The sequence below is a fragment of the Cloacibacillus sp. genome, from assembly GCF_020860125.1.
Lineage (GTDB): Bacteria > Synergistota > Synergistia > Synergistales > Synergistaceae > Cloacibacillus.
On the sequence record NZ_JAJBUX010000015.1, the window covers coordinates 42,931 to 59,694 of the forward strand.

Sequence of the window (16,764 nt, forward strand, 5' to 3'; positions counted from 1 at the left end):
AAAAATGGGAGGCGGGAGATTTTTCCACGCCTCCCATTTTTATTGCCGCCGCTCAGCCTCTCTTTGGCGATAGCTCTGATAGCCTCTTCATATCTTTCGCATAATTCAGTATCTTTATCTTTGTCTCCAGCGGTACCCAGCGCAGAAGCGCGCAGACCTCCTTTGATATATCGGTTGTATCGCCTGCCTCGGCCAGCTGCTCCTGCGTCATTATTCTTTAGCAGTAAATACTCCGATTTTTTCTTTTGTGTTGTTCTTTTATGGCAGCATTCAAATTTTCGGAGGAAGGCGGCAAATTCTATATACCTCTGATAATAGAACTATCATGTTTAAAAAATACCTTTACTATTTTTGGCAAATATTATACTATTCACCCATTGGTCAAATGATACTCTCACACACAAAATGGGGCAAAAGACTGGATGCGTATGAATGGTACGTATTAGTTGTTTTGCTGCAGGAAACGGGGGCGTTTTCTAAAACTGTCACTGTTTGTAAGCGGAAAATAACGCGTAAGTTTACTGTTATGCTTTTTGGTCGAAAAAGGGAGGCAACATTATGAGTAAACTTTTCCAAAGAAAATCTGTCGTTTTTGTGATAATGATACTGGTTACAGCTCTGATATACGTCGTTCCGGCCGCGGCGGCCCTCAAAGCCGCGCCTCTGAACCCGGATTTTGTAAAATGGCGCGACGCCCGTGAAACCGCGGCAAATGCTAAAGCGCTCTCAGCAACCCAAAAATCGAATTATGGCTACGCTCCCTCTCCCGTAAACTGGAGCCATCTGAATGGCGTTGTTTATAGCGTCGCGCCTGATTCCATGGCCATAAAGAGCGCATTAGCCACACTCCCGGCCAGCTATGACCTTCGGACGTCGATGCCGCCGGTACGTAATCAGTATCCTTTTGGCAACTGCTGGACATATGCGGCTATGGCGGCGACGGAATTCAATCTTATCGGCAAAAGGCTGGCTTCCTCGTCCGATATCGACCTTTCCGAATGGTATCTGACATATTTCGCCTATAATGACGAATCCTCGCTCAAACCTGGATTCACAAATTCATCTGATGAAGCATATTATGACGCTGGCGGCAGTCCCTGGCTAGCTGTGGCGCTGCTATCGCGCGGCACCGGTTCTGTGAGCGGTTTGAAGGTGGCGACGCCGGTCGGATCGAATGATGTTTATGTTCCTAACGTGATGGAGAGGGAATGGAAGCTTAAGAATGCTCTCTACCTCAATATAGACGTCCAGAAAGCGGCAGAAAGAAGACAGCTGGTTAAAGAGACGATAATGGCGTACGGGGTGGTGTTGGCAAGGTTTTATTGGGATGATGACGCCTTTAATAAAGATAATTTCGCCTACTATTTAAGGAGTGATTATTCCACGGTGAATCATGATATAACTATCGTCGGCTGGGACGATGATTACCCAAAAGAAAATTTTAATGATGGTAACCGCCCGAGAGAAAATGGCGCCTGGCTCGTGCGCAACAGCTGGGGCGCTGGCTGGGGAGACAAGGGCTATTTCCATGTATCATACGAAGAGGGGACGCTCTGTAACGTCGTGGTCTTTGATACTGTGTCAGCGCCGGTTGATGAAAAGATATACCAATACGATCCCCTTGGGCTGGTGGGCTTTTTAGGTGAAAGGGGAAAAAATGAAGTCTATTTTGCTAATATTTTTACCGCCGGTGCGTACGAGTCCGTAAATTCGGTAGCGTTTTACACGACAGCGCCGGATCAGCCATGCGAGATAAAAATATATACCGGCTGTGACGGTTCGCCGGTAAGCGGTAAACTGGCGAGGACGGCTTCGGTCACGGTCAAGGCGCCTGGATATAACACCGTGGAACTTGACGCGCCGGTGAAAGTCGTAAAAGGGGAGAAATTTTCTGTCGTGGTAAAAACCTCGTCCGACCTTACCGACTTTTTGGTTCCTGGTGAATACGCGCTATCGAAGTATTCTGAAAAAGCCAGCTCCGAACGTGGGCAGAGCTGGGTCTCCATTGACGGCGGCGTTACCTTCGAGGATGTTTCAGATCCGAACACGGATGCAATGAACGTCTGCCTCAAGGCCTTCGCGACGCCTGAGTCTGCTCATTCCAGCGGCGGCTGCAGCGCGGGTTTTGCGGCATTGGCGCTTTTGGTGCTGGTTCCCATAATCCTCAAAAAGAGAAGTTAATTTTTTCATAATATTACAGACGAATGACGGAGTAAAATTCCTCCGTCATTCATTTTTGTATTGATCTTTTTGCGCGCATATTTGATAAAACAGCGACGGTAAAAGTTGTGCGGTGTATGTTTGACAAACATACAAGCAATAACACTATTATGTTTAAAAAAATATCTTTACTATTTTTGGGTAGATATTATACTATTCGTCCATTGCTCAAATGATATTCTTACATACAAAATTGGGCAAAAGACTGAAATGCATATGAATGGTACGTATTAGTTGTTTTGCTACAGGAAATGGGGGCGTTCTCTAAAACTGTCACTGTTTGTAAGCGGAAAATAACGCGCAAGTTTACTGTTATGCTTTTTAGTCGAAAAAAGGGGGCAGCATTATGAGTAAATTTTTCCAAAGAAAATCTGTCGTTTTTGTGATATTAATATTTGTTACCGTTATGATATACGTTGCTCCGGCTGCGGCGGCCCTCAAAGCCGCGCCTCTGAACCCGGATTTTGTAAAATGGCGCGAGGCCCGTGAAACCGCGGCAAATACTAAAGCGCTCTCAGCAACCCAAAAACCGAATTATGGCTACGTTCCCTCTCCCGTAAACTGGAGCCATCTGAAGGGCGTTGTTTATAGCGTCGTGCCTGATTCCATGGGCAGAAAGAGCGCATCGGCCACACTCCCGGCCAGTTATGACCTTCGGACGTCGATGCCGCCGGTGCGTAATCAGAATCCTTTTAGCAACTGTTGGACATACACGGCTATGGCGGCGACGGAATCCAATCTTATCGGTAAAAGGCTGGTTTCCTCGTCCGATATCGACCTTTCCGAATGGTATCTGACATATTTCGTCTATAATGATGAATCCTCGCTCAAACCGGGATTCACAAATTCATCTGGTAAAGCATATTATGACACCGGCGGCAATGACTGGAAAGCTGCTGCGCTTCTCTCGCGCGGCACCAGTTCTGTGAGCGGTTTGAAGGTGGAGACGCCAGTCAGATCGGAAGATGTTTATGCTCCTAACGTGATGGAGAGGGAATGGAAACTTAAGAATGCTCTCTACCTTGGCAACTTGAGCGCTAATAGAGAAGAAGTCCAGATAGTGGCAAAAAGAATACAGTTGGTTAAAGAGACAATAATGGCGTACGGGGCGGTGTCGGTAGGGATTTATTGGGATAATGACGCCGTTAATAATGAAAAATTCGCATACTATTCAGGGAATTACCATTACCAGACGAACCATGCGGTAACTATCGTTGGCTGGGACGACGAGTACCCAAGTAATAATTTTAAAGAGGGTAACCGCCCGAAAGAAAATGGCGCCTGGCTTGTGCGCAACAGCTGGGGTGCTCGTTGGGGAGACGAGGGCTATTTCTACGTATCCTACGAAGAGGGGACGCTCTGTGACGGTGTGGCCTATGATACTGTATCAGCGCCTGATGATGAAAAGATATACCAATATGATCCCCTTGGGTTGGTGGCCTTTTTCGGTCAAGAGGGGAAAAATGAAGTCTATTTTGCTAATATCTTTACCGCCGGAGCGTACGAGGCCGTAAATTCGGTAGCTTTTTACACAACTGCGCCGGATCAGCCATGCGAGATAAAAATATATACCGGCTGCGACGGTTCGCCGGTAAGCGGCAAACTGGCGAAGACGGCGGCGGTCACGCTTAAGGCGCCTGGCTATAACACCGTGGAACTTGACGCGCCGGTGAAAGTCGTAAAAGGGGAGAAATTTTCGGTCGTAGTAAAAACCTCGTCCAGCCTTACCGATAATTTGATTCCGGTTGAATGCCTGCTGCCGGGTTATTCGGATAACGCCACGGCCGAACAGGGGCAGAGCTGGGTGTCGTTTGACGGGAAAAATTTTGAGGATACAATGGTAAGTGCGGCAAAAGCAAAAGCGAATGTCTGTGTCAAAGCGTTCGCCACCGCCGCCGCGACTCCGGTCGCTTCATCTGGAGGCGGATGCAGCGCAGGTTTCGCGGCATTGGCGCTTTTGGCGCTGGTTCCTATAATTCTTAAAAAGAGAAGTTAATTTCTCATAATATTACAGATGAATGGCGGAGAGAAATTCCTCCGTCATTCATTTTTGTATTGATATTTTTGCGCACATATTTGATAAAACGGTGCCGGTAAAAGCGCGCAGACGGTAAAAGTTGCTCTGCCGCTTGACAAAACACCTGTAGGTGATTCATAATAACGGCTGTCGGGAAACCGCGCTTCAACTTAATATAACAAAATAGTAAAAACAGGCGACGTCTGTCTATTGACAGTTGTCGCTTTTTTGTTATAATTTCCATTTGTACGATTGTACATTCTCATCATATTCTCGAACGGGGAGGATGCTCCCATGCAGGTTAAACAGACTTCGGGTAAAGCATTTGAGCGGCGTGTAGTTTTTGGTAAAGAGAAAAATTTGATAGCACTGCCAGATCTGGTTGAGGTACAGCGTAACTCATACCAGTGGTTCTTTCAGGCCGACAGGGAGCCTGATATGCGTGCATCACAGGGGTTGCAGGAGCTTTTCGATGAAATTTTCCCCATCGAGAGTTATGACGGCTCTTTTGCACTGGAATTCGTAAGATATTATGTCGATCCTGTTCCTATCAGTCTGGATGAGGCTCGCAGCCGGGACCTTACATGGTCGAGACCGCTGCGTGCGACGATTCGTCTGATAAACAAAAAGACCGGCGAAATCAAGGAAGAAGAAATTTATCTCGGTGACTTTCCCGCGATGACGGAGAGAGGAACCTTCATCATCAACGGCACGGAGCGTGTCGTCGTAAACCAGCTGGCCCGTTCGGCCGGCGTCTATTACAGCGCTGACCTCGGTATTCCGGGGCAGGAGACCTTTGTGGCGAAGCTGATCCCCGACCGCGGAGCGTGGATCGAGTATGACCTCGCCCCTGGGGACGTGCTCTCCGTTAAGATCGACAATCGTAAGAAAATTCCCGTCACCATGATGCTGAGAGCCTTCGGCATCCAAAGCACGGATGAAATAATCTCTCTCTTTGACGGCAAAGAGGTGGAGAAGGACCTCGTTGACGACGACGTGCGCGGAATGCTCCTCGCAGAGGACATCCTCTCGAACGACGGTTCGGGGACGGTGGAGATCCGCAAGAACACCCGTCTCACTAAGGAACATATGGAGGTCCTCTGGAACCACGGACGCACCAAGGTGTGGGTCTGGGACATCGATCCCGCCCTCGCCGTGACGATCGAGCGCGACAATACCGACACTCCCGACGCGGCAATGTTGGAGCTCTTCCGCAAGCTGCGCCCCAACGAGCCTGCCCGTATGGAAAACGCGCGCGAGTATATTATGAGCATATTCTTCGATCCCAGAAGATATAACCTCGGACGTGTAGGACGTTACAAGATAAACCGCCGTCTGCAGCTGGATATTCCGAATACGGAAAGGCTGCTTACGGTCACCGACATAGTGGCGATAATCAAGGGACTTATCCGCCTGCGCGACGGCAGCGAGCACATGGACGACATCGACCATCTCGGCAACCGCCGCGTGCGCGCCGTCGGCGAACTGCTCCAGAACCAGGTCCGTATCGGACTGCTGCGTATGGAGCGTATCGCGCGCGAGCGTATGACGACGATGCCGGACCTCGCCACGGCGATGGCGAAGGATCTCATCAACGTGCGTCCGATATCGGCGGCGCTGCGTGAGTTCTTCGGCTCCGGACAGCTTTCCCAGTTTATGGACCAGACGAACCCGCTTGCGGAGCTGACGCACAGACGCCGTCTCTCCGCCCTCGGCCCCGGCGGCCTCTCTCGTGAACGCGCGGGATTCGAGGCCCGCGACGTCCACCATACGCACTATGGACGCGTGTGTCCGATCGAGACGCCGGAAGGTCCGAACATCGGACTTGTCACTTCGTTGGCGACCTTTGCCCGTATCAACGAATACGGCTTCCTGGTCTGTCCGCGCCGCAAAGTCGTGGACGGCAAGGTTACGGAGGAGATCGTCTACCTCTCCGCCGACGATGAGGACGAATACTATGTCGGACGCGCCGACCTGCCGATGGATGACGAGGGCAACGTCCTCCCGTCGCTGACCGGCGGCATCTACGTACGTCACCACGACAACACGATAGAGATAGACCCGAAGGAGCTTGACTACCTCGACATTTCGCCGAAGCAGATAGTCTCCATCTCGACGGCTCTTATCCCCTTCCTTGAGCATGACGACGCGAACCGCGCGCTGATGGGCTCCAACATGCAGCGTCAGGCGGTCCCCCTCGTATTTCCGGATTCACCGATCGTCGGAACGGGGATCGAGCACCGCATCGCTAAGGACTCCGGCTCCTGCGTAGTATCCCGCAGGGCTGGCACCGTCACCTACGTCGACGCCGACCTGATCGTCATCAGGACCGACGACGGCGGCCAGGACGAGTACCATATGCCGAAGTTCCGCCGTTCGAACCAGGGAACGGTCATTCACCAGCGCCCCCTTGTCTATACTGGGCAGCACGTGGACGCTAATGAGATAATCGGGGACGGTCAGGCCTGCGATCAGGGAGAGCTGGCTCTGGGACGCAACGTGGTGGTCGCCTTCGTCTCCTGGGAGGGCTACAACTTCGAAGACGCTATCCTGCTTTCTCAGAAGCTGGTAAAAGAAGATTTCTACACATCGATACATATAGAGGAATACGAGGTCGAGTCGCGCGATACGAAGCTTGGCCCCGAAGAAATTTCCCGCGACATCCCGAATGTCGGTGAGGACGCTCTTAAAAATCTTGACGAGGACGACGGCATCGTCCGCATCGGCGCGGAGGTCAAGGCTGGTGACATCCTTGTCGGCAAAGTCACGCCGAAGGGCGAGTCGGACCAGTCTCCGGAAGAGAAGCTGCTTCGCGCGATATTCGGCGAAAAGGCCCGCGAGGTGCGCGACACCTCTCTGCGCGTTCCCCACGGCGAAGGCGGAAAGGTCGTCGAGATCAAACGTCTGAGCCGCGAAAAGAACAGCGAGGACCTCAGCCCCGGAGTCAACGAAGTGGTGAAGGTATACGTCGCCCAGTTCCGTAAGATAACCGAGGGCGACAAGATGGCCGGACGCCACGGAAACAAGGGCGTCGTCTCCCGCATCATGGCGGAAGAGGATATGCCCTATCTCTCGGACGGCACCCCGGTCGACGTCGTGCTGAACCCGCTGGGCGTCCCCAGCCGTATGAACCTGGGACAGGTTCTTGAGACGATGCTCGGCTTTGTCGCGATGCAGAAGGGCTATAAGGTGGTAACGCCTGTCTTCGAGTCGGCGACGGCTGAGGATATCGCCCCCGACGTCAAGTGGATACAGCAGAACAAGTATCCCGAGATGCGCGACGACTGCAAGATAACGATTTATGACGGCCGCACCGGAGAGCCGATGGCGAACCAGGTAATGGTCGGCGTCATGTACATGCTTAAGCTGATACACCTTGTCGACGACAAGATCCACGCGCGTTCGATAGGGCCGTACAGCCTCATCACGCAGCAGCCGCTCGGCGGAAAGACGCAGTTCGGAGGCCAGCGTTTCGGAGAGATGGAAGTCTGGGCCCTCGAAGGATACGGCGCGGCGCATATGCTGCAGGAGATGCTGACGGTGAAGTCCGACGATATCCGCGGACGCCTTAAGACCTATGAACGTATAGTGAAGGGCGAGAATCTTGCGAAGCCGGGCGTGCCGGAATCATTCCGTGTCCTTATCAAAGAGCTTCAGGGACTGGCGCTTGATGTGGAGATCATGTACGCGGACGGCAGCTTCGGCGAGCTGGTCCTGAATGACGACGATGACGAGAGAGGCCCGCGTCACGTCTCGTTCAAACCTGACGCGACGGTGGATGACCTTGACGCCGTCTTCAACCAAGACGTTGCGGTGCCGGCGAAGGCCGCCGGTTCCAACGACCTCTTTAACGAGAGCGCGGTGGAATACAGCGGGCTTGAGCTGCACGAGACCGACGAAGAGCGTGACGCCGCCATCCTGAGCGACGATTTATTTGAAAGTGATCCACAGACCGGTGAGCAGGGGGATGAAGATTAATGGCAAATGTGAGTCATGAGATCGCCGGAGTAAGAATGAAACTTTCCTCTCCCGAGAGAGTCCGCGAGCTCTCCAGCGGAGAGGTCAAAAAGCCGGAGACGATAAACTACAGATCTCTCCGCCCGGAAAAGGACGGTCTTTTCTGCGAGCGTATCTTTGGCCCCATCAGGAGCTATGAGTGTGCCTGCGGAAAGTATAAGCGCAGCGGCCCGAAGTTCCGGGGAGTCGTCTGCGAACGCTGCGGCGTTGAGGTTACCGACAACCGTGTGCGTCGTGAGAAGATGGGGCATATAGAGCTTGCCGCGCCTGTCGTCCACATCTGGTATCTGCGCGGAATCCCGAGCCGCCTTAGCCTTCTGCTGGGAGCCTCGACGAAGGAACTTGAAAAGGTCGTTTACTTCGCCCCGACACGCCGCCGCGAGAAGGTCTACAAGGTGGTCAACGAGGGGCGCAGGATAGATCTTGCGCGCCGTGGCTCGCTGATGTCGGCCTCGGAGGAGCGTATCCACCGTTTCTACGATCCTAAGTTCAAGGCCGAAGAGGCGTTCCGCATTACGAAGGTGGAAGAGGTCCCCGTGGATGAGGGAGATATTGTTACGGCGGCTCAGGTTAGCCGTTTCCGCAGCGATTACGGCGACGACCTGTTTAAGGTCGAGCCTGCCTTCCGCGTATATAAGTCTGACGACGCTGAAAACAGCGTTGAGATGGTCTCCGATACCAAGAAAAAGGTGATGCTTGCGCGCGAACCGGAGCTCAAGGCCGAGCGCGCCGTGCTCAACAATCAGGAGGCCTATATCGTCACCGCCGTTGTCCGTATGCCCTTCGCGAAGAACGACGTCATCTCTGAGAGCGAGTACCGTCTCTATTCACAGAAATATCCGAAGCGTTTCCAGACTGCGGAGGAGACGGAGACCATAGAAGATCCCTGCTACATCGTCATCGAAGGCGGAGAATCTCCCTTCGTGCGCGGCGACATCGTACTGGAGCGCGAAGAGGTCATCTGCGCCGCCTACGATAAGGGCTTCCAGGCCGGAATCGGCGCGGAGGGCGTCTATACGCTGCTCTGCCAGATAAATATAGACACGCTTGTCGACCAGCTTCGCGAGGAGATCGCCGAGTGCTCTGGCCAGAAAAAGCGCAAGCTCATCAAACGCCTGCAGGTCGCGGAGGATTTCCGGAAGAGCGATTCACGTCCCGAGTGGATGGTACTCTCCGTCCTTCCCGTCATCCCGCCGGACCTTCGCCCGATGGTCCAGCTTGACGGCGGACGTTTCGCGACATCGGACCTCAACGACCTCTACCGCAGGGTCATAAACCGCAATAACCGCCTGCGCAAACTCCAGGAGCTTAAAGCGCCGGAGATCATCGTGCGCAATGAAAAGAGGATGCTTCAGGAGTCCGTTGACGCCCTTATCGACAACGGGCGCCGCGGCAAGGCGGTCCTCGGTGCCGGCAACCGCCCGCTCAAGAGCCTTACGGACCTTCTGCGCGGGAAGAAGGGACGCTTCCGTCAGAACCTTCTCGGAAAGCGTGTCGACTATTCGGGACGTTCCGTCATCGTCATCGGGCCGCACCTCAAGATATACCAGTGCGGACTTCCGAAGCAGATGGCGCTTGAGCTCTTCAAGCCCTTTGTCATGCATAAGCTTGTCGAGAGCGGCCTCGCGCCGAACGTCAAGAGCGCCCGCCGCTTTATAGAGCGCGGCCGCGACGAGGTGTGGGGTATCCTTGAAGGTATCATCAAGGACCATCCCGTAATGCTGAACCGCGCCCCGACGCTGCACCGTCTTGGCATACAGGCTTTTGAGCCGGTGCTGATCGAGGGTAAGGCGATATGCCTCCATCCGCTCGTCTGCACGGCCTTCAACGCTGACTTCGACGGAGACCAGATGGCCGTTCACGTACCGCTTTCGCTGGAGGCGCAGACCGAGGCCCGGGTGCTCATGCTCTCCTCGAACAACCTGTTCTCGCCTGCGAGCGGCAAGCCGGTAGTTACTCCGACCCAGGATATAATCCTTGGCGTCTACTACCTGACGACCCTCAGAGAGGGGCTCAAGGGCGAGGATATGTACTTCCGTGATACGGAAGACGTCCTTTCCGCCCTCGATCACGGCATAGTTCACATCAATTCCAAGATCCGCCTCATGAAAGACCCCGCGTGGGAGTGCGAGACGATCGATGGAAAGTGGATAGAGACCTCGCCTGGACGCGTGCTCTTCAACTGCGCGCTGCACCCCGGCTTCCGCTATAAGAACGAGACTATAAATAAGAAGGAAATGGGCAAGCTTCTTGACGAGGCATACGACAAGGTCGGACAGACCGGCATGGTCGAGATGCTAGACGCGATAAAGACGCTCGGTTACCGCTGGTCGACGGTCAGCGGCATCAGCCTTGGAGTCGGCGACGTCATCGTTCCGAAAGAGAAAAAAGAGATACTTGACGTAACGCTCGTTCAGGAAGAGGACCTTACCAGCCAGTACGAAATGGGTATCCTCACCGAGGATGAATACATGCGTCAGAAAGATATCCTCTGGTCGGACGCCGGACGCCGCATCGCCGACAAGATCATGGACAGCATGCAGATGACGAACCCGCTGCGTATCATGGTCGATTCGGGAGCCCGAGGCTCACGCGGACAGGTCGCGCAGATGGCCGGTATTCGCGGACTGATGGCCGACCCCTCAGGTCGCATCATCCGTTACCCGATCGTCGCTAACTTTAAAGAGGGGCTCAATACGCTGGAATACTTCATTTCCACGCACGGAGCGCGAAAAGGTCTCGCCGACACCGCTCTTCGTACCGCTAAATCCGGTTATCTGACGCGCCGTCTCGTTGACGTCGCCCAGGACCTGATCGTCATGGACGAGGACTGCGGCACACACAGCGGCGTTGAGATTCGTCCGCTGCTTCAGCAGGACGGTAAGGCGACTATCTCCATGTCAGAGCGCCTCGCTGGCCGTATCAGCGTCGCCGACGTCAAACATCCCGAGACCGGAGAGCTTTTGCTGGAAAGAAACGAAGAGATCAGCGTTGAGAAGGCGAAATATATAGAATCGCTCGGCATAACGTCAGTATGGGTACGCAGCCCGCTCACCTGCGGACTTCGCCACGGCATCTGCCGCGCCTGCTATGGCCGCGACCTGGCAACGCGCAAGAAGGTCGCCATCGGTGAATCCGTCGGCGTCGTTGCGGCGCAGTCCATAGGCGAGCCTGGAACCCAGCTTACGATGCGTACCTTCCATACGGGAGGTGTCCGCCAGTTCACGGGAGAGGACATCACGCAGGGTCTGCCGAGAATCGAGCAGCTCTTTGAGGTTCGCCGCCCGAAGAAGGTCGCCATCCTCGCCGAAGACACCGGCACGCTCGTGGAGATCCGTGAAATGGACGGCAAGCGCAAGCTTATCATCGCTAAACAGGCCGAGGACGGCACCGAAGAACGTATCTCATACAACATCCCCGCCTCACAGAACTTGCTCTCAGGAGTAGAGGAGGGATGCCAGATCACCAAGGGCATGCTGCTCACGGAGGGATACATTGACCCGCAGCAGCTGCTTGAGGTCGAAGGGCTTGAGGCGGTGCAGCACTATCTGCTTGACGGCATCCAGGAGGTCTATCGTTCGCAGGGTGTCTCCATCAACGACAAACACATCGAGACCATCCTTCGCAAGGTCGCGCCAGTCAACCGTGTGCGCGTCGTGAAGGAGGGTGACAGTGCCTTCGTGTCAGGAGAGCTTGTCTGGAAGGAAGACCTTGAAAAGGCGGTAGACGATATCAAGGAAGAGAACGACAACTCGCTTAACGAGTCCTACAACTTCCTTAAGGACTATAAATTCGTTGATGTCCCCGGAGAGACCGCCGTCGAGGGCGAGGGCAGAGAGGCCGTCTTTACTAGGGAGGGGCTCTCGGAGCTCCTGCAGCCCGGCAGCCTGGCTACGGAGATAATCATCGAGGACGAAGAGGGCCCCGTGCGTGTCATCATCGGCGACGCGAACTTCAGACGTTCGATGGAGGGGCTTGAGATCATTGAAGACTTTGTTTCTCCGGAAACTGAAGAGACGCTTGTCTCGGCCGGCACCAGACTCACCTCCGCCGAGCTTGCGGCGATCGTTGGCTGTCAGCCTAAGCCGATCCTCATCAGGGACATGAACCTTTTGGAGGGAAATAAAGAGAAGTCGTGGTTCGCTTCGGATGTCGAAGACGGCGGCAAGGTCATCATTAAAGTAGATTCACTGCTTGACGATGAGGCCATCGCCCTCCTTAAGAGCCATAATATCCGCCAGATAAAGCTATGGAAGGCTCCCGAGATCATCAACCTTACGGACGCGATGCATCACGTGCTCATCGAACACTTCTTTGGCAAGGCGATCACCCAGGCGATCAACGCCGACGGCGAAGTGATAGAGGACATCCCGCACGTGATCGACGGCTCCGTCGTTCGCGGCTTCGTCGAGGGTGCGATCTCCGGAGTGGAATGCGACGATATGATCATTACCAAGGAACGTATCGTAAAGCTCCTGCTCACGGAGAGGGCTCTCGGCAAGATACTGCTCGAGCCCGTCACCGATGAGGACGGCAGCGTAGTCGTAGAGGCGGCGCAGGAGATCACGAGCTCCGTGCTCGATAAGATCGCGGCATCGGCGGCAGGCAGCATAACGCTGCGTTCAAAGGCCGCCGCCTCCGAATACAAGAAGCTGCTCCAGAGAGTATCGTTCGTCCGCCGGCTCCGCGAAGAGCCGCAGTGGCGTCCGGTGGTACACGGCGTCACGAAGGCGGCCCTTGCGACGGACAGCTTCCTATCCGCGGCCTCCTTCCAGCAGACGGCGCAGGTACTTGCCGCAGCTGCGGTGAGGGGGGATGTCGACAGCCTCGTCGGACTCAAGGAGAACGTTATCATCGGGCTCCTCATTCCGGCGGGAACCGGTATCAAGCGCCATCGCAAAGTGGAGATAAGGGAAGAGCAGGATATTCCTTCAGAGCTTGAGTTCATGGAGGCTTCCTTTAAGGAGTAGACGCCGCGCCGACGATAGAGACAGGCATCGGAATAAGCGCGGAGATTTGTTAGTTAAAAATAAAAGTGACTCCTGAAATATTTTTTCTTTGGAAAATATTTTAGGCAAATTAGCGGCGGAAGGCGCAGTGTTTATTGACACGTGCGCACTCCGCTGTTATTATATGTCGATGCGACTATGCACAGGAGGTGTTCGTGTGCCCTTAAATGAATTGGCCTCCTCGTCGAGATGCGCGGGATTGAACAGTGTTCTGCGTAAGATAGACAGAGGCGAGGCGCTAAAAGTTTTTCTTGCGGATGACGCTGATGAGAAGCTGGCGTCGAAGGTAAGGGCCGCCTCGAAAGAGCGGAATGTCCCCGTCGAGATGGCGGAGGATTCACAACAACTAGGAAGAGCTTGCGCCCTGACGCGAAAGACGGCGGTCGCGGCGATTCTTAAAAAGTAGAAATAACTATTACTAAGGGAAGGAGGGAGCTATTTGCCAACAATCAGCCAGCTTATTCGTAACGGCAGAGAAGAAAAGAGATGTCGCTCAAGCGCGCCTGCTCTTCAGGAGAATCCGCAGCGCCGCGGTGTATGCACCCGCGTTTACACAGTAACTCCTAAGAAGCCTAACTCTGCTCTTCGTAAGGTCGCCCGTGTGCGCCTTACCAACGGAATTGAAGTTACAGCTTATATACCGGGAGTCGGACATAACCTTCAGGAACACTCAGTAGTGCTTGTTCGCGGAGGCCGTGTAAAGGACCTGCCTGGTGTACGTTACCACATAGTTAGAGGTACGCTTGACTGCGGTGGTGTTGAAAACCGCCGCCAGAGCCGTTCGCTCTACGGCGCTCGCAGACCGAAATAACTTTTAATGGGAGGTAGTTTTTATGCCGCGTAAAGGTCATGTAAAAAAACGTATTACACCGCCCGATTCAGTCTACGCGAGCCCCGCGATTACGAAATTCATCAACTGCCTGATGCTCGACGGCAAGAAGAGTACGGCGGAGAGAATTTTTTACGGAGCACTGGATCTGGCCGGAAGCAGACTCAATATAGAGCCTGCCGAGGTGTTTGAGAAGGCTATGACGAATGTTCGTCCTCTGGTCGAAGTTCGTCCCCGCCGCGTCGGCGGCGCGACCTATCAGGTTCCCGTTGAAGTGAAACCTGACAGGGCGCAGGCGCTGGCAATTCGCTGGATAATCAACTTCTCACGCTCACGCAAGGGAATCCCGATGGTAGAGCGCCTCGCGCGCGAACTTGGGGATGCCTGCAAGGGCGAGGGCGGTTCGGTTAAGAAGCGTGAGGATACGCACCGTATGGCGGAAGCCAACCGTGCATTTGCCCATTACCGTTGGTAGTGGAAAATATTACAAATTTTGATTTAGTCTGGTGGTGTTGACGATGCAGGGCATCGACTTAAGTACAGTGCGCAATATAGGAATAGCTGCGCATATAGATGCAGGTAAGACGACGACGACGGAACGTATCCTCTTCTATACAGGCCGTAAGCACAAACTTGGGGAGACCCATGAAGGTGCCGCCACAATGGACTGGATGGAGCAGGAGCGCGAGCGTGGTATTACTATCACATCGGCGGCTACTACCTGTTTCTGGGGCGATTGCCTTATCAATATAATTGATACACCCGGACACGTGGACTTTACCGTTGAGGTTGAGCGTTCCATGCGTGTCCTTGACGGTGCTGTCTCCGTATTCTGTGCTGTCGGCGGCGTTGAGCCACAGTCAGAAACAGTTTGGCGTCAGGCCGACAAATACGGTGTGCCGAGGATAGCATTCGTCAACAAAATGGACAGGGTAGGCGCAGATTTCTTCGCGGTCGTCGACCAGATGCGCAAGCGTCTGGGGGCAAAAGCGGTTCCCATTCAGATTCCTATCGGTGTCGAAGACGGCTTTACCGGCATGGTGGATCTCGTTCATGAAAAGGCGGTCATTTATGATGATACCTTGGGGACGGAGTTCCACAGCGCGGATATCCCCCCTCAGCTTGAGGAAGAGGCTGCCCTCGCGAGAATGGAAATGCTTGAAATGCTTGCCGATTACGATGACGAGATGATGGAGCTCTATCTTGAGGGCGGCGATATCCCCCTTGAAATGGTGAAGAGAGTCATTCGTAAGGCTACTATCAGCCTTGATATCGTACCGGTAATGTGTGGCTCGGCATTTAAGAACAAAGGCGTGCAGCCTCTGCTTGACGCGGTTGTGGCCTATCTGCCCAGCCCTCTGGACATGCCGCATATCGTAGCGGTCGATCCCGACGATACGTCGAAGGAGATTGAGGTCAAAGCTGCTGCCGACGAGCCGTTCGCGGCTCTCGCCTTCAAGATAATGGTCGACCCCTTTGTCGGCAGGCTCGCATTCTGCCGCGTCTATTCCGGCTCCATTGAGAGCGGAACGTCGATATACAATACAAATACCCGCCGCCGCGAGCGCGTGGGACGCATCCTTCGTATGCACGCCAACAAGCGTGAGGAGATGGACAGCGCCCAGGCTGGGCTCATCGTCGCTATCCCGGGCCTCAAGCAGGTACGGACGGGCGATACGCTCTGTGACGAAAAACATCCTGTGCTCCTTGAAAACCTCATCTTCCCCGAGCCGGTCATCTCGCTCTCCGTTGAACCGATGAGCAAGGCGGACCAGATAAAACTCGCCAAGGGACTTGAGGCGCTCTCAGAGGAAGATCCAACCTTCCGCGTCTCCGTAAACGAAGACACCGGCCAGACCCTTATCAGCGGTATGGGCGAGCTCCATTTGGAGATAATCGTCGACCGTCTGCGCAGAGAGTTCAACGTCGAGGTCAAGGTCGGACGTCCGCAGGTCGCCTACCGCGAAGCTATTCGCAAACCGGCGAGGGCTCAGGGCAAGTTTGTCAGGCAGTCAGGCGGTAAGGGACAGTACGGCGACGTCGTCCTTGAAGTCGAGCCGTTGGAAGACGGCAAGGGCTTCGAGTGGGTCGACAAGATCGTCGGAGGCGTCGTTCCGAAGGAATACATCCCCGCGGCCCAAAAGGGTGTTGAAGAGGCGCTCAACAACGGCGTACTTGGCGGATATCCTGTCATTGGAATAAAGGTCGCCATCGTCGACGGCAGCTACCATGAGGTCGACAGCTCTGAAATGGCCTTCCGTATCGCCGGTTCTATGGCGATCAAAGAGGCTCTTAAAAAGGCTGATCCGGTGCTCATGGAACCCGTCATGAACGTGGAAGTCGTCGTGCCCGAAGAGTACATGGGAGATGTCATCGGAGATCTTTCATCGCGCCGCGGACGCGTAGCCGAGATGGGAGTGCGTGCCAACGCGCGCATAGTCAAGGCGTTCGTGCCGCTCGCGGAGATGTTTGGATACGCTACAGACCTTAGAAGCAAAACATCAGGCCGCGCCTCATACACAATGAGCTTTGACCACTACGAGGAAGTTCCCCGCAATGTGGCCGAAGAGCTGCTTAAGAATTAATTAAGGAATTACCTCAAGGAGGTTAGGTTAAAATGGCAAAAGAGAAATACGTACGTAACAAACCGCATCTCAACATAGGTACGATCG

The 16,764-nt window shown here is 54.1% G+C and carries 9 protein-coding genes; 8 read left to right on the forward strand and 1 reads right to left on the reverse strand.

From position 1 onward, the window contains the following. Window positions 1-52 precede the first annotated feature (52 nt). On the reverse strand, window positions 53-211 hold the full coding sequence (locus tag LIO98_RS01905; protein WP_291952794.1) for a hypothetical protein: 159 nt from the start codon (window positions 209-211) through the stop codon (window positions 53-55). A gap of 347 nt (window positions 212-558) precedes the next feature. Between LIO98_RS01905 and LIO98_RS01910 the strand changes: the two genes are divergently transcribed. The 8 genes from LIO98_RS01910 (at window position 559) to fusA (ending at window position 16,677) form a co-directional block, all read left to right on the forward strand. Next, window positions 559-2,181, forward strand: coding sequence for a lectin like domain-containing protein (locus tag LIO98_RS01910; RefSeq protein WP_291952796.1), 1,623 nt, complete (start codon window positions 559-561; stop codon window positions 2,179-2,181). A gap of 445 nt (window positions 2,182-2,626) precedes the next feature. Then, window positions 2,627-4,216 carry a lectin like domain-containing protein gene (locus LIO98_RS01915; protein WP_291952798.1) on the forward strand — a complete coding sequence of 530 codons (1,590 nt, stop codon included), beginning with the start codon at window positions 2,627-2,629 and terminating at the stop codon, window positions 4,214-4,216. A gap of 315 nt (window positions 4,217-4,531) precedes the next feature. Then, window positions 4,532-8,215 (forward strand): DNA-directed RNA polymerase subunit beta, encoded by a 3,684-nt coding sequence (rpoB, locus tag LIO98_RS01920; RefSeq protein WP_291952800.1) that lies wholly within the window; start codon window positions 4,532-4,534, stop codon window positions 8,213-8,215. Continuing rightward, window positions 8,215-13,224 carry a DNA-directed RNA polymerase subunit beta' gene (rpoC, locus tag LIO98_RS01925; protein WP_291952802.1) on the forward strand — a complete coding sequence of 1,670 codons (5,010 nt, stop codon included), beginning with the start codon at window positions 8,215-8,217 and terminating at the stop codon, window positions 13,222-13,224. Before rpoB ends, rpoC begins: the two co-directional genes overlap by 1 nt. 196 nt (window positions 13,225-13,420) lie before the next feature. After that, on the forward strand, window positions 13,421-13,669 hold the full coding sequence (locus LIO98_RS01930) for a ribosomal L7Ae/L30e/S12e/Gadd45 family protein (RefSeq protein WP_291952804.1): 249 nt from the start codon (window positions 13,421-13,423) through the stop codon (window positions 13,667-13,669). Window positions 13,670-13,702: 33 nt separating this feature from the next. After that, on the forward strand, window positions 13,703-14,074 hold the full coding sequence (rpsL, locus tag LIO98_RS01935) for a 30S ribosomal protein S12 (protein WP_291952806.1): 372 nt from the start codon (window positions 13,703-13,705) through the stop codon (window positions 14,072-14,074). A gap of 22 nt (window positions 14,075-14,096) precedes the next feature. Further along, window positions 14,097-14,567: a 30S ribosomal protein S7 gene (gene rpsG / locus LIO98_RS01940; protein ID WP_066743723.1), complete on the forward strand. Its 471-nt coding sequence runs from the start codon at window positions 14,097-14,099 to the stop codon at window positions 14,565-14,567. A 43-nt stretch (window positions 14,568-14,610) separates the two neighbouring features. Next, window positions 14,611-16,677, forward strand: coding sequence for an elongation factor G (gene fusA, locus LIO98_RS01945; protein WP_291952811.1), 2,067 nt, complete (start codon window positions 14,611-14,613; stop codon window positions 16,675-16,677). Window positions 16,678-16,764 lie beyond the last annotated feature (87 nt).

Bases quoted from the DNA above. Each gene is read 5' to 3' on its own strand.
- LIO98_RS01905 (WP_291952794.1), bottom strand. From the start codon at position 211: ATGACGCAGGAGCAGCTGGCCGAGGCAGGCGATACAACCGATATATCA.
- LIO98_RS01910 (WP_291952796.1), top strand. From the start codon at position 559: ATGAGTAAACTTTTCCAAAGAAAATCTGTCGTTTTTGTGATAATGATA.
- LIO98_RS01915 (WP_291952798.1), top strand. From the start codon at position 2,627: ATGATATACGTTGCTCCGGCTGCGGCGGCCCTCAAAGCCGCGCCTCTG.
- rpoB (WP_291952800.1), top strand. From the start codon at position 4,532: ATGCAGGTTAAACAGACTTCGGGTAAAGCATTTGAGCGGCGTGTAGTT.
- rpoC (WP_291952802.1), top strand. From the start codon at position 8,215: ATGGCAAATGTGAGTCATGAGATCGCCGGAGTAAGAATGAAACTTTCC.
- rpsG (WP_066743723.1), top strand. From the start codon at position 14,097: ATGCCGCGTAAAGGTCATGTAAAAAAACGTATTACACCGCCCGATTCA.
- fusA (WP_291952811.1), top strand. From the start codon at position 14,611: ATGCAGGGCATCGACTTAAGTACAGTGCGCAATATAGGAATAGCTGCG.